A 14,560-nucleotide genomic window follows, 5' to 3' on the forward strand; every position below is an offset into this window, starting at 1 on the left:
CAATTTTCGAAATAGAGCAGTACTGCTTTTATATTGTCTTTACCCGCAAAAAAATTGCACAATTTCTATAATTATGGTATAATAGCAAGGGTATTTTTAATGAATTAGATACAGGAAATGCCACTTACACAGATCATATTATATAGCGTAACATTACTTGCTGTAGCTGCAGTATTTCTCTTTTTGAGAAAAATATACAAAAATCGCATTAGAAAAATCATATTTCCTAGAAAAGTTTTTAAAGAAGAGTGGGAAGAAGACAGAAAATTCAATGAATTATATCAAAAAAATAAGCAAAAAGAGTTGCTGAAACAACAAGAAACGCTACGCGAGAAACAAAAAGATGTGCAAGTTTATAAAGAAGATCCAGAAATAGTTGACATAGCAAAACCGGTAGGTAAATGGACAAAGATGGTTATGATGGGTAATGGTTTAATGCAGCGTTTTGCACAATTGATACATAGAGAAGGCGGACAGAAAGGATTTTGGGAGCTGTTTGTAAAAGCTCAGGCTTCAACTCAAGGTAAACATAAGGGAAAGGGCAGATAATCCATGCTTGAATGTGAAAATTTATCCTGCACTCGTAATAATAAGGTACTATTTAAGAATCTCAGTTTTAAAGCTGAGCTAAAATCAAAGATTCTAATCACTGGTCCAAATGGTAGTGGTAAAACCAGCTTAATTAGAAGTTTATCTGGACTTTTACCGCCGGTATCAGGCAATATAAGGCACTGCGGAAAAGATATATATGATGATCCAAAATCCTATATATCTTCTATGGTCTATATAGGCCATAAGAATGCCTGTAAAGATAGCTTAACTGTTGCTCAAAACGTAGAATTCTGGGCAGGAATACGAAATACTAGAGAATTGATTGTGGCAGCTATTTGTTGCTTGCAGTTGCAACCTGTACTTAATATTAGATATGGCGAACTTTCTGCAGGCTGGAAAAGGAGAGTTGCGCTTGCTCGCCTCTTGATTTCTAATGCAAACGTTTGGCTGATAGATGAACCATTTTGTAATCTTGATAGTGCAACGTGTGAATTAGTGCTGAACTTAATCTCAATACGCTCTGAGCAAAATGGTATAGTAATTATTACAGGGCATAGCTCTACAGAGCAATTGTGTGATTTTACAACGATTGATATACGCGATTTCAATAGACTTCTTGCATAGTTTTTGGCAGCACGTTAACAACCATTAGAAACGAAAAAACTTCCTTGACAAACTCCGCCAGCCTCCTTATCATGAAACTGAAGCTATTTATTTATCTTCTCTGTACAGATTAAATGACAAAAAAACTCACGTATCTGGCGTCTCATGTTTAATTTTTTGCACTATGTGCACTCTATGTCTTTATCAAATTTCTAGGTTTTTACCTATACAAGCTGAAATACGCTTATAAAGCATTTAAAACATCAAAAAACGCCAACTTAAAAAATGGATAGTGAATAATTAGCTACCCTAGGGTTTCTTTTGCCTTTTTTTCTGTTTAGTAAATTTCTTAAACATTTATGACTAAAGGTTAGTTGCATTAAAAAGCAGCTAAATCGCGGTTATTAAGCGTTTAGAATAAAAAAACGCCATACTTGAAAGTATAATGTAAGTAATTAGCCAACCACGGGGCTTCTTTTGCCTTTTTTTTTATTTGGTAAATTCCTTAATGTTTATGGCTAAACGACAACCGTCATCCCGCTGCTTGTTAGCGGCTAAGGGATACCGCGAAGGGATACTGCGAATGAATCGCGGTATGACGGTTAATTATTCTGCGGCGGTATGACGTAGAGCTCGCGTTAGCTATACTTTTATACTCACCAACTCAGTATCCAATCTGGATCCAAGTAGTCAGCTACTTGGATGACACCCTGTTGAGGCTGCGCTTACACATTCCACTTTCTATGCTCACCAAACAAATTTGCTTATTCGCAGCAAAATTTTCTGGATCCAAGTATTCAGCTACTCGGATGATATCTTTGTGTTTGAAGCAAAACCAGCTATAACATTTCTTCGCAAACAAATGTTCGTACAGTTGTGCGCGTGATGCTGGAATCTAGACAACAATTAGATCCTATTGTCAAGCAATAAGCTACATGTGCTATTTATTTAGTAGATTAAATATGAAGTTTAAAACTCTGCTATTGACTTCCTGTAGAACTAGTGAAAACCAAACTTGCTTAAAACCACTTAATTAGTTATAGTTATAAGTTTAGGTACAGCAAAATGACAGCTTTTGTCCCCTTGATTATTTTTTTAATCTTGTATCTTGGAAGTGGTGCTTATTTTTCTTTTATCGGAACTGATAATCCACTTCATCAGGTTTCACCAGTAATCTGCTTATTACCAGCACTATTTTTTGCTGTCTCACGTGGTACAAATAAAATTCAGCATAACATCGATACTGTTATCAAGGGCATGGGTGACAAAAACACCCTTACTATGTGTTTAATTTTTTTATTTTCTGGAGCATTTTCTGCGGTGACTCAATCAATCGGTAGCGCAGACACTGTTGCTAATTTAATTCTTAATTTCCTTCCAGCAAGATTACTGCTGCCTGGAGTATTTTTGGCTTCTGCTTTTATTTCAACTGCAATTGGCACATCTATGGGAGTTGTTGCGCTGATGGTACCTATAGCTGTTAATCTGGCAAAAAGTGGAGCTTTTGGTCTCGAAATAGGAACTGCAACTGTAGTAGGTGGTGCCGTGTTTGGCGATAACCTTTCGATGATATCTGATACCACCATTGCATCTGTTTCTTCACAGGAAGCTTCAGCAAAAGATAAACTTAAAATGAACTCTAAAGTTGCACTTATTGCCAGCATTATAACACTCATCTACCTAGCAGTTGCCTCAAATAGTACAAAAATTATTTCTATATCAAATTTAGATTATTATTCTATAATAAAAATTATTCCTTACATTTCTTTAATAATCATGGGGCTGCTTGAAGTCGCCACTTTAGTAACAATAACTATAAACATAATTATTGCTGGTGTGCTAGGAATAACTTTTTTTGACTATGCTATCATTCAATTTCCTCATGACGTGTATGACGGTTTCAAAAAAGTAAACGAAATAGTGATATTTGCTCTATTTATCGGTGGATTGAGCCATATAATGTACAAGCAAGGTCAAAAAGCGTTGCATAAACTCATCGATGAAAGCAATATCACAAAAACTAAAGCTGAATTTGTGATAGCAGGAATTGCGTCTATGTTTACTACCTTAGTTGCCAATAATACCATTGCTATTTTACTAAGTGGTGGCATTGCAAAAAGGCTTGCACAAAAACACAGTATTGCGCCACATCGCAGCGCATACTTATTAGATGTTTTTGCTTGTGCTACAAAAGGTATCTTACCTTATGGTTCCCAACTATTGCTAGCAGGTAGCATCGCCTCTGTATCACCTATTTCTTTATTAACACAGGTATATTATTGCTTTATTCTAGCGGCAGTTACAATAGGCGAAATAATCATCAACAGCAGAAAAGAGAAACATTGTGCGGCTGCAACTTAGAGTTTCTCTTTTTTTACCCATAAGGAACGGAATTACTTGACACCCTTCGCCAACCCCCTTATTATGATGTGTAGTACAATGATACAAATTAAGAATTCCCCCATCCTGTGCTGGTTCTTCGATCTGAAATCCTACTTCTACCTGATCACAACCAATGTTAATTTGTCCTATTAATGCTTTAATAATGCCGCGCTTAGTTTGCCAATCTAGCTGTTCCAGGTTCGATTTTACACTAGAATAAAAATTCTTTATGCTATTTATAATAAGACTTATTCCTTTTTCTACTGCCTTCTGATCAACTACCTTTTTTTTCTCTTCTTCTATCCCTTGTAAGCGTTCTTTCATTTTTCTCATTGTCTGTTTAAATTCTTCCTCGCTTATATATCCTTTCTCTCCTGCATTTTCTTGACTATAATAATCTTCCATTAATTTTTCGATACCTTCTTTTATTTGATTTTCTCTTCTTGCAAACTTTTTCTCTGATGATTCATCATTTTTATTTTCTAATACTCTACGTTGGTATTCCTTTTTTATCATCTCTGGGTTTTTTAGTACATCTTTCACCTTTTCCCATACTGACCTTACCCAGAAAAAGTGGAGAGAAAAAAAAGAGTTTTTTCGGGTAAAATAAAATTTTGGAGGATTAGAAATGGTAAGAGAATATACGGCAGAATTCAAATTGGAAGCTGTTAAGCTGGCAAATGAACAAAGAAAGGTAGGTCAAACAGTTGCAAAAGTAGCAAGAGATCTAGGAATAAGGGATAGTGTATTAGGAAAATGGATGAAGAAATATAACGAAAAAAAGTCAGCGGCAAATGCATTTCCAGATGTAGCACCTTATGACAAAGAGAGATTTGATTTACAAAGCAAAAGTAACAAGAGAAAGAGACATTTTAAAAAAAGCCCTGGCCAGTCAAAAAGAGTAAAATATTTTTTCATAAAAGAGCATAGTAAACACTATAAAGTGCAGGAATTATGTAGGGTTTTCTGCTAGTGGCTACTATAAGTGGACTACAAGGAAAATAAGCAGTAGAGAATCAGCAAATAAAGAGTTATTAGCAGATATTCAAAAAATATATCAAGCTTCTAAATGTAGATATGGAGCTCCTAAAATTCATGCTGAATTAAAGGCTTTGGGTAAAAGTTGCAACTTAAAAACAGTGCAAAGTATTATGCAGAAAAATGGTATTCAGGCTATATTGAGAAGAAAATTTAAAATTAAGAAACAACAAACGGACAGTAGCTCCCAATATATTAGACCAAAACTTTATTGTCGATCAACCAAATAAAGTATGGGATTACTTATATAAAAACCAAAGAAGGATGGCTATATTTGGCAACAATAATCGATCTATATTCACGCATGGTAGTTAATGAGCAGTTCAATAAATAAACAATTGGTTATGGACTCTTTATTAATGGACGTTAACAAGCGTAAACCTGCCAAAAATCTACTATTACATAGTGATCAAGGTTCACAATATACTTCGCAAGGTTATCAATATCTCTTATCCATAAAAAACATAGATGAGTCATAAAGGTTGTTGTTACAACAATTCTGTTGTGGAAAGCTTCTTTAGCTCATTGAAAAGAGAAATACTTATTGATACTTCACAACACTCTGCTCAACAAACTAGAACTGCAATATTTGAATACATAGAAATTTTTTATAACAAACAACGTCACTATTAACTATTGCATTCCTGAGCATTTTGATTCATCATTCTCTTTGTGAAAAACATTCCAAACTTTCTCTCCACTTTTTCTGGGTAAGGTCATTCAAGTGTATCGCCTAAAACGGACTTCTTGGTTGTCGGCGAAAAACCTGGGTCAAAGCTCGAAAAGGCTAAAAAGCTGGGTATTAAAATTTTAACCGAGGAGGAATTTAATATGAGAGAAAAATAAACGCTATTGAAGGGTATCTTTGATGGCCATTACAGTTGCTAAATTCATGACATCCATTTGCTGGCCTTTTAAGATACTTTACAGAATGGTTGATAAAAGAGTACAAAAGGAGTCTAGAGTATGAAATGCTATTCTCAGATCATTTATGGAAGACATTTTTTTCATCAACACATTCAAAACTTAAAAAATAAACTAAAAATAAAGAAGTTGAATATTTCTTCAGAATTGTGTATAATTATTAATGCTTTTTAGGTACTCTCGCTATGGCTCTTTCTAAGTTTCTCAATCCAAAATTAGACTTAACCTTCAAAAAGGTCTTTGGTACCGAAAAAAATAAGAACATTCTTATTCACTTCCTCAATGATATCTTAGGATTTACCGGGATAGATACTATACAAGAAGTTGAGTTTCTTAGCACCTACATGGATCCTGAAGTCGCCTCTGATAAACAAAGCATCGTTGAAGTCCTTTGCAAGGATTCTAGTGGGTTCAGATATGTAATCGAGATGCAACTCGCTCGTGATAGGGGCTTTGAGAAACGTGCTCAGCTATATGCTGCTAAAGCTTACTCAAGGCAAGCTGATAAAGGTGACCAGTATCATAACCTTAAGGAAATTATCTTCATTGCTATAGCAGATTGTGTACTGTTTCCTAATAAATCTGAGTACAAATCAAAGCATACTATTCGAGATGAAGACACTAATGAGCATGATCTAAAAGATTTCTATTTTATATTTATTGAGTTGCCTAAATTCGCAAAAAACAAAGTAGAGCAGCTAGAAAGTACAATAGAGCGCTGGTGCTTTTTTTTCAAGTACGCAGAAGATACTACAGATGAAGACCTAAAAGATATTGCAGAAAAATCGCCAATAATAAAGCTAGCATACGATGAGTTAGACAAGTTTCGCTGGAATGAGAAAGATCTGATAGCGTACGAAGAAAGGATAATGGATCTGCGGAAAGAAGAAGGCATCCTCGCTCAAAAACTTGATGATGCTAGAGACGAAGGCATCCAAATCGGACATGAAAAAGGCAGAAAAGCAGAGAAAATTGAGGTCGCAAAAAACCTACTTAAAGCAGGAGTTTCTATTGATATTATAGCCCAAACTACTGGTCTTACAGCTGACGAAATCAAAAACTTAAGCTAATTTTATCTTTGGATGTCTAGATGAACATCTTTGTACTAGATGAAAACCCAGCAATTGCGGCGCAAATGTTATGTATATAGTAAAAATGCCATTAGAAACTGCTCAATTATTGAGTAATGTTTTTTCAACAGCATCCAAATCCTTTTGTCAGTATCATAAATCAGAATATAGAAGTCCCATATAAACTGACTCACAACAATCATCCTTGTTCTTTGTGGGCTAGGCAATCAGAAGGGAACTTTTATTGGTTCGGAAGAGAATTATGTAAAGAGTACACTTGGCGATACAAAAGAACGCATAAATCCGAAAAAATAGTAGATTGGTGTGATAGTAATAAGGATTTGCTAATTTTTCAACTTTTATACAAGCACTGTCTGATCGCTATAAATGTGGTAGTTCCATAAAAGCCTATAGAAAGTACTATTTACAGGAAAAGATGAGATTTGCTAAGTGGGAAAAGAGCAGAAGATTGGACAACGGAAAATTTAATGCTACAGGCATACAGCTCATAGGTAGAGAATGCATCCAAATTGGATATAAAAAGGTAAAATTGAAGTTGCAAAAAATTCGGGAGTGTTAAATAAACCATACGCGTCAAGTTAAGGAAAAGTGTAAGTAAAGTTGATAGAGTGAAGGAAAATAATAAGGTATAAATTCTCTTGGATATATGAATGAGAGAACTTACAATGGACAGAATAGCTTGCTTATCAAAAGACCTCAATGAATTCTTTAATGAAAAAGCAGACGAAATATCAATTGCAGTAGGTTTTATAAAAAGAAAGAGAAAACTTAATGGCTCATCATTCATAAAAGCTATGGTTTTTGGTAACATAGGAGTTGATGATTGCAGCATAGAAACAATGTGCCAATTGCTAAATGAAGACTCGATAGAAATTACAAAACAGGGTTTAGATTTTAGGTTTAGTGAAGAAGCAGTTGAGTTCATGAAAAAAATGTATAACGAAGCTTTGTGTTTATTTAAAAAAAGTCTACAGATTGATTGCAAAATTTTACAGCAATTTGGAAGCGTTAAATTATTGGATAGCAGCTACATTAGCCTGCCCAGTAGCATGGAAGATATGTACAAAGGATATGGCAGTAGCTATAGAGATTGTGAGAATAATACCAAATCAGGAATAAAGCTACAGTTAGTCTTTGATTACCTGAATCAAGCGCTAGATAAGTTAAATTTTATGGAAGGAATAAGGTCGGATCAAGGTTATAGGGATTATCTGAACGGTTTATCAGCCAATGATTTGCTAATATTTGACTTGGGCTACTTTGTGCCTAGTTCTTTTAAACAGATTGATGAAGCAGGTGCATATTTTGTTAGTCGTTATAAGTCTGATACCAATATATATGATATAGAAACAAATCAAAAAATAGAGCTATTGGAGTATTTGGAAGGTCAATTATCTTCAGAAAAAGAAGTATTATTAGGAAAGGAAGTAAAAATTAAGGTAAGAATTATATGTCAAAAGCTAACTGAAGAACAGTCTATGGCTAGAAGAAGAAAGGCTAATAAATTAGCAAAGTCACATGGATATACATCTTCTCAAAAGAATCAAAAGTTATTAGATTGGTCAATATTTATAACTAATGTTCCAGAGAGTAAAATTAATGCTGAACAAATATTGACGGTTTATAGAGTAAGATGGCAAATCGAATTACTATTTAAACTATATAAAAGTCATATCAATCTTGATAAACTAAAAGGAAAGACAAATCCATTTAGAGTATTGTGCGAGCTATACGCAAAATTATGTGCTATTCTCGTATTTCACGGAATGATTGGCTGTGTAAAACTAAAAAAGAACACGGAGCTCAGTTTAACAAAGGCATTTATTGAATTGAAAAGGCGGGTTAGAGAGCTCTTTTTGATATTAAACAATATTGTCAATAATTTAAAAATTTTTCTAAAAAAGCTTACTATAATCTGGTCAAAGTTTTCTTTGAAAGACAGATATAGGAAGACCAGGGTATCTACTTTAAGCTCTCTACATTCCTTAACTTGACGCGTATGGTTTATTTAACACTCCCGAAGAGGGCGGTAGCTCCGAAAGTTTCCCATTGTTGTTGGCTTCCTGAATTACATCCATGTCATACAACTTGTTTCTCTTTCGCTGCTGAACCCTTTTTATCCTTTATGAACAGTTTTACAACAGCCAACATTTGTGCAGAGCCATTGCTACTGCATTCATTAGAATCAGCACCTTTTTTTTAGTAACGACTTTATTTTACCTAAATCTTTGCTTGAAACAGCCTTGTATAATTCGGGTTCACAAAATAACGTATCGCTCTATAGAGATACCTTTTATAACTCTTATTATTTTCTGTAGTTTTCTCACCTTCACCCTCCTTTAAATTTAAAACATGTAAAATTTTTGTTAAATATACAAATGTCCATAAAGATATACCTTTTCTATAAAAATAAGTTTTATTGATTCTGCTTCTCTTCGCTAATTTTTACTACCTCTGATAAAAATGAACTCAATAAATCCTGTAATCTTTGATCTTCAATTTTTTGACATTCTTTCATTATATTTAATATTTTCATTTCTCCTTCACTATCTTCATCTTCGTAATAATTTTCTTCTGTTGGTCCACAGAATAAAACTCTAGCATTCACTAATGCTTTTTCTGCTTCAGATAGCTTTTTAAATGACATGCAATCTACACCTTGTTCATATCTGTGTATTTGCTGTTGTGATAATCCGATTTTATTCGCTAACTCCAACTGAGTACATCCTCTTACGAACCTCCAATCTTTTGCCATTTGTCCAATTTTGTGCTTTATAGACTTTGTACCTATTATACTCTTGCCAATTTGAATTTCCCCTGACAAAAGTTTTACTAATACACAAAATGCACTGCGAAATTCTTGGTCCTTAATTTTTTTTAAATTTTGCAGTATACTCAGCATCTTTTCTTCCTTGTAATTAACATAACCTGTTGTAGGAAATATATCTTTAAAACTAGCCGATAATACTTTTAGCATCTTTTCTGCATTTTCAGGTGAAACAGCATCTATCCTTTGTTCATATCTTCGTATTTGTGACGTTGATATACCAGTTTCCTTTGCTAACTTCGCTTGAGAATATCCCCTTAATAACCTCAACTCTTTTATCTTTTGAACTACTTGGTAGCTTAAAGAGTCGATAGCAATTTTCTCTCTGGTAGTGGTCATTTTTTGCACAATTGCAGAACAAACATATAATACAGTATTATTGAGTTTGATTAAAGTTTTACTACTTCTGCCAAAATAATAGGCATAAACTTCAGGAAATTGATATCTCACAATGTAGCTAAGGCTAGAAGCGAGCAGAAATCTCTACTAATTAAATATTTTTCTATTTCTATTTAAATATTGTATATTAAATATAAAAAACAGTAGCAAAGCTAGTGGCTTCTTTGTAGAATACCAGCTAAACGAATACAACGGTCAATAATTTATTTACAATTGACGCTGTATACTGAAACAGTGGTTGAGGTAAATTGTATGAGTGAAAATACATTAAAATTACAAGAAGAAATAAAGCGTCACAACGAGTTGTACTATCGGAAAAATAGGCCAGAAATAACCGATGCAGAATATGATGAACTGGTAAAAAAAGTAGATATTCAAACCATTGGTACTGCGCCTGACGATAGGTTTTCCAAGGTACAGCATATTGTGCCTATGCTCTCGTTAAACAAAGTTTACAGCCAAGAAGACATTGAAGAATTTATTGCTAAGTCCAGAGAACTCCTAAATACAGATGAGCTGGAGATAATGTGCGAGCTGAAAATTGATGGCTTAAGTTTCACTGCAATTTATGAAAATGGCTTACTCGTTAAAGCTGCAACGCGCGGTGATGGTAATTTAGGCGAAGATGTCACTGATAACACAAAAACCATAAAGGGTTTTCCTCAAGCTTTACCTGGTATAAAGGGTAGATTGGAGGTGAGAGGGGAAATATACATAAGAAATGACGATTTTTTAAAATTAAATAAGGATAACCAATTTTCAAATCCGCGCAATACGGCATCCGGTTCACTAAGACAATTGGACCCAGAAGTTACCGCCAGTAGACCGCTCAGGTACTTTGCCTATTCTTTAATTGGTGGAGCAGAAAAAACTCAATTTGAAGTATTAAACAAGTTGAAGGAACTTGGATTCTGTGTAAATGAACATCAATGCTTAGCAAAAAATGTGGACGAGATGCTGAAGTTTTATAACAGGATTTATGATAATCGTCATGAATTAGGTTATGATATTGATGGGGTAGTCTATAAAATCAACAACTTAGAGTTGCAAGATCGTCTAGGTAGTACCAATAAAGCACCAAGAGGAGCTATAGCACACAAATTTCCTGCAGCTTATGGAAAAACTAAAATAGAAAAGATATTAGTACAAGTCGGCAGAACAGGCCAATTGACTCCAATTGCTCAATTAGTGCCAATAAACATAGGTGGGGTGGTTGTTACTAGAGCAAACCTGTATAATCAAGATGAAATAGAGCGCAAGGACGTAAGAGAAGGAGATGTCGTGGTAGTGCAGCGAGCAGGCGACGTCATTCCAAAGATTGTAGAAGTGGACAAAAATGCTCGTTCTCCGAATGCACCAAAGTTTATATTTCCGAATACCTGTCCAGAATGTGGAAGTGAAGTACAGATTGAAGGAGCAGCAATAAGATGTTCAGGGGTTACCTGTAAAGCTCAAATCATAGAAAGGTTAAAATATTTTGTTTCCAATGATGCTTTTGACATTACTGGCTTTGGTGACAAACAACTGGAATCTCTCTATAATCTTGGTTTAGTAAAACAGATCCCTGATATTTTTACTCTGGAAGAAAAACTAAAAAATTTCAACTTAAGTGAACAAGAAGGGTGGGGTGAAAAATTAATATCTAATTTATTGAATTCTGTCAATAGTAGAAAAACCATAACCCTTGACAGATTTATATCTTCTCTAGGGATTCGATACGTCGGACCACATGTAGCAAAATTACTAGCAAAACATTATGGCTCATATGAAAATTGGTATTCTGCTGATGAAGAAGAATTAATGAGCATAATAGGTGTAGGAGAAAAGATTATAGATTCATTAATATCTTTCTTCTCTGAAAAGGATAATGTTGAAATGGTAAATGACCTTGCTGCTCAGTTAAATATTCTGCCTGTGGTTGCTAATACTAGCAATTCCATTTTTAATGGCAAAACAGTAGTTTTTACTGGAAAACTTTCAAAAATGGAGAGAAATGAAGCGCAAGCACTAATGGAATCTTTAGGCACAATTATGAGTTCAAGTGTATCGCCTAAAACGGACTTCTTGGTTGTCGGCGAAAAACCTGGGTCAAAGCTCGAAAAGGCTAAAAAGCTGGGTATTAAAATTTTAACCGAGGAGGAATTTGTAACCTTTCTCCAAAAGTCTATATGAAGTTTCTGCTATAGATGCCTATTTGGGGTTTCAAGTTCCTCTGCAGTCAAGCTAGTTATTTGAGAAATATCATCAATAGAAACACCTAGTATAAGTAGATTATTCGCAACCTTGATTGACTCTACTTTATCAATCTTTTCTTTGTAAATTTGCCTTCTTTGGGATAAAAATTCTACCCATGTATCCAGTTCATCTCGTGATTCTTGATTGCTAATTTTTTTAGACTCTCTCACCCAACTTAATAGTTCTTTTTCTCCTTCACCATCTTCGTCTTCACAGCAGTCTTCTTCCGTCGATTTAAGCACCAGATCCTTAGCATCCACTGACAATTTTCTCGCTATTTCCCATAACCTTTCACCGAACATGGTGCTCCCTTGTTCATAGTAATGTACCTGTGGACCTCCTACACCAAGCTCTTTTGCTAATTCCTCTTGCGTACACCCTTGTATTATTCTCCACTTTTTCATCTCTTGTCTTTTGCTTCGACGCTTAGAACCTTTTTCCTCTTCATTATCATATTCATCAGTTGATAAGCCTGTTGCTCGGTAGATTATATCAGTAGCAAATCCTGCCTCCAGCATATTCTCCGCCATTCTTACTCTTGCTGCTTTTACATCACTTTCCTCTTCAGCTCGAATAGATTTGGTTAATGCATAAATCGCTTTACGTGATTCTCGCCCCCTTGTTTTTGTGTATTTTCCTATGAAATCGTACATCCATTGGATCTTACTTTTATCAAAACAACTGTTTTCTTTGAGTACTTTTTGTCTAGGAAGTAGATCACTCAAACTAACTGATAATGCATCTGCTATAACTTGTAATTCTTCATCTGGAATGCCACATATCCCTTGTTCATATCTTCGCAGCGTATGATAGTTTATACCTGTTTTGTCTGCTAGATCTTTTAGGGTATATCCTCGCTTTAGCCTCCAGCTTCTTATTTTTTGCGCTATTTTGTATCTTACAGGATTAATATGCTTTGCTATCATTACAGCTGCTAACGATCACTTCTTTCACGGAAACAACCATATATACCTCATTGTAAGCGCTTACACAAATTTGTATCTGAATAAAAACATTAATTTCTTTGTACTCGCTGCAGCTTTGGTAGTTTTTGTATTTCAGCTTTTTAGTTTCCTTTCTGGCAAGCCTGTCTGCTTCCTCGTTTGCCAGTGTACATTACTACTTTTTTTGTATTCATACTTACTCAGATATAACTTCAATTGTAAAATTTTCCACTAAAAATTATTGAATACTATTTTTGAGTTATTTATAATAAGGGTGTGGGAGGTTAATCTCACGGTGTTAGGTAATTGAGTTTTTACGCTCGTATTTTTATTAGGAAATTAGCCTCTCACACCCAAGATAGGTATTTTTGAAGTTTTTTATAGCTACTAAATTCATGAATTCATTTCCTGGGCTTTAAAGGCACTTTATGATGGAGTTATAAAAAGATGTACAAAAGGACGTCTAAGATGCGTAGTAGCATTCTAAAGCCATCTATGGGAGACATTTTTTTCATCAACGCATTCAAAACTTAAAAAAATAAAAAACTTGAACATTTCTTCACAATTGTGTATAATTATTAATGCTTTTTAGGTTTTTTTCTCATGGCTCTTTCGAAGTTTCTCGACCCCAAAAATGATATATCTTTTCGCCGTATCTTCGGTACTGAAAAAAATAAAGATATTCTTATTCACTTCCTCAATGATATCCTTGGCTTCACTGACAAAAGTGCAATAAAGGATATAGAGTTTCTAAGTACTATTCAAGACCCTGATATTGCTGCTAAAAAGCAAAGTATTGTTGACGTTCTCTGTAGAGATGAAGATGGGGTGCAAGTGATCGTCGAGATGCAGGTCGCTAAAACTAAAGGCTTTGAAAAACGTGCCCAATACTATGCAGCTAAAGCGTATTCAAGACAAGCCGATAAAGGTGATCAATACCAAGACCTTAAGGAAATTATCTTCATTGCTATAGCAGATTGTATCCTGTTTCCGGACAAGTCTGAGTATAAATCAAAGCATACTATTCGGGATGAAGATACTAATGAACACGATCTAAAAGATTTTTACTTCATATTTATTGAATTGCCAAAATTTCCAAAAACCAAAGAGGATCAGCTTTCAAATATAGTTGAAAAATGGATCTACTTCTTTAAATATGCAGATGAGACTAGTGAAGAAGAGCTGGAAAAAATAATAGGTAGTGATGTAATAATTAAAAAGGCCTATGAAGAACTAAATAGATTTAACTGGTCAGAAAAAGAATTTATTGCCTATGAACAGGAAATAAAACGTATTCTTGATGAACAGGCTGTCCTCGCTCAAAAACTTGATGATGCTACTGAAAAAGGCATCCTCATCGGACATCAAAAAGGCAGAGAGGAAGGCAAGGAGGAAGGCATTAAAATTGGCGCAGAGAGGGGAAGAGAAGAAGGTGAAAAACAAGCTAAGATAACAGTCGCAAAGAATCTACTTAAAGCAGGTGTTTCTGTTGATATTATAGCTCAAACTACTGGTCTTACAGCTAATGAAATTAAAGACTTAAGCTGATTCTATCTTTGGATGTT

The 14,560-nt window shown here is 34.6% G+C and carries 13 protein-coding genes and 2 pseudogenes; 12 read left to right on the forward strand and 3 right to left on the reverse strand.

What is annotated here, in order from left to right; all coding sequences use genetic code 11:
* Window positions 1-117 precede the first annotated feature (117 nt).
* From ABWU29_RS04565 to ABWU29_RS04575, 3 genes are all read left to right on the forward strand, one after another.
* Window positions 118-549 (forward strand): hypothetical protein, encoded by a 432-nt coding sequence (locus tag ABWU29_RS04565; RefSeq protein WP_006279891.1) that lies wholly within the window; start codon window positions 118-120, stop codon window positions 547-549.
* Window positions 550-552: 3 nt separating this feature from the next.
* Window positions 553-1,176: a heme ABC exporter ATP-binding protein CcmA gene (gene ccmA, locus ABWU29_RS04570; protein ID WP_015589045.1), complete on the forward strand. Its 624-nt coding sequence runs from the start codon at window positions 553-555 to the stop codon at window positions 1,174-1,176.
* A gap of 1,044 nt (window positions 1,177-2,220) precedes the next feature.
* Complete coding sequence (locus tag ABWU29_RS04575) at window positions 2,221-3,516, forward strand: Na+/H+ antiporter NhaC family protein (RefSeq protein WP_006280467.1); 1,296 nt, start codon at window positions 2,221-2,223, stop codon at window positions 3,514-3,516.
* Here the strand turns inward: ABWU29_RS04575 and ABWU29_RS04580 are convergent.
* The gene (locus ABWU29_RS04580; protein WP_041573515.1) at window positions 3,445-4,080 is read right to left on the reverse strand and encodes a hypothetical protein; all 636 of its coding nucleotides are present in this window, start codon (window positions 4,078-4,080) and stop codon (window positions 3,445-3,447) included. The genes ABWU29_RS04575 and ABWU29_RS04580 overlap by 72 nt on opposite strands.
* A gap of 85 nt (window positions 4,081-4,165) precedes the next feature.
* On the opposite strand from ABWU29_RS04580, the gene ABWU29_RS04585 reads away from it, so the two are divergent.
* The 7 genes and pseudogenes from ABWU29_RS04585 to ABWU29_RS04615 all read left to right on the forward strand — a co-directional run bounded on the left by ABWU29_RS04585 (window position 4,166) and on the right by ABWU29_RS04615 (window position 8,584).
* A complete protein-coding gene (locus ABWU29_RS04585) occupies window positions 4,166-4,510 on the forward strand; it encodes a transposase (RefSeq protein WP_353280162.1) in 345 nt (114 codons plus the stop codon).
* Window positions 4,511-4,589: 79 nt separating this feature from the next.
* Entirely contained in the window at window positions 4,590-4,805 is a 216-nt protein-coding gene (locus ABWU29_RS04590; RefSeq protein WP_245836010.1) for an IS3 family transposase, read from the forward strand.
* 238 nt (window positions 4,806-5,043) lie between these two features.
* Window positions 5,044-5,208 (forward strand): IS3 family transposase, encoded by a 165-nt coding sequence (locus ABWU29_RS04595; protein ID WP_081600771.1) that lies wholly within the window; start codon window positions 5,044-5,046, stop codon window positions 5,206-5,208.
* A gap of 99 nt (window positions 5,209-5,307) precedes the next feature.
* Window positions 5,308-5,421, forward strand: a pseudogene (locus ABWU29_RS04600) (BRCT domain-containing protein); the annotation flags it as partial.
* A 263-nt stretch (window positions 5,422-5,684) separates the two neighbouring features.
* Window positions 5,685-6,569, forward strand: coding sequence for an Rpn family recombination-promoting nuclease/putative transposase (locus ABWU29_RS04605; protein WP_015589065.1), 885 nt, complete (start codon window positions 5,685-5,687; stop codon window positions 6,567-6,569).
* A gap of 20 nt (window positions 6,570-6,589) precedes the next feature.
* Window positions 6,590-7,149 (forward strand): annotated as a pseudogene (locus ABWU29_RS04610) (hypothetical protein).
* Between the two features lie 106 nt (window positions 7,150-7,255).
* Window positions 7,256-8,584 (forward strand): IS4-like element ISWosp9 family transposase, encoded by a 1,329-nt coding sequence (locus ABWU29_RS04615; protein ID WP_041573564.1) that lies wholly within the window; start codon window positions 7,256-7,258, stop codon window positions 8,582-8,584.
* A 422-nt stretch (window positions 8,585-9,006) separates the two neighbouring features.
* On the opposite strand, the gene ABWU29_RS04620 is transcribed toward ABWU29_RS04615, so the two are convergent.
* Complete coding sequence (locus tag ABWU29_RS04620; RefSeq protein WP_015588938.1) at window positions 9,007-9,867, reverse strand: helix-turn-helix domain-containing protein; 861 nt, start codon at window positions 9,865-9,867, stop codon at window positions 9,007-9,009.
* Window positions 9,868-10,068: 201 nt separating this feature from the next.
* Between ABWU29_RS04620 and ligA the strand changes: the two genes are divergently transcribed.
* On the forward strand, window positions 10,069-11,988 hold the full coding sequence (ligA, locus tag ABWU29_RS04625) for an NAD-dependent DNA ligase LigA (protein ID WP_174517004.1): 1,920 nt from the start codon (window positions 10,069-10,071) through the stop codon (window positions 11,986-11,988).
* An 8-nt stretch (window positions 11,989-11,996) separates the two neighbouring features.
* Here ligA and ABWU29_RS04630 read toward each other — a convergent pair whose 3' ends face one another.
* A complete protein-coding gene (locus ABWU29_RS04630) occupies window positions 11,997-12,977 on the reverse strand; it encodes a helix-turn-helix transcriptional regulator (protein WP_141457133.1) in 981 nt (326 codons plus the stop codon).
* 621 nt (window positions 12,978-13,598) lie between these two features.
* Between ABWU29_RS04630 and ABWU29_RS04635 the strand changes: the two genes are divergently transcribed.
* Window positions 13,599-14,543 (forward strand): Rpn family recombination-promoting nuclease/putative transposase, encoded by a 945-nt coding sequence (locus tag ABWU29_RS04635; protein WP_141457131.1) that lies wholly within the window; start codon window positions 13,599-13,601, stop codon window positions 14,541-14,543.
* Window positions 14,544-14,560 lie beyond the last annotated feature (17 nt).

Source organism: Wolbachia endosymbiont (group A) of Phasia obesa, from assembly GCF_964028125.1.
GTDB lineage: Bacteria > Pseudomonadota > Alphaproteobacteria > Rickettsiales > Anaplasmataceae > Wolbachia > Wolbachia pipientis.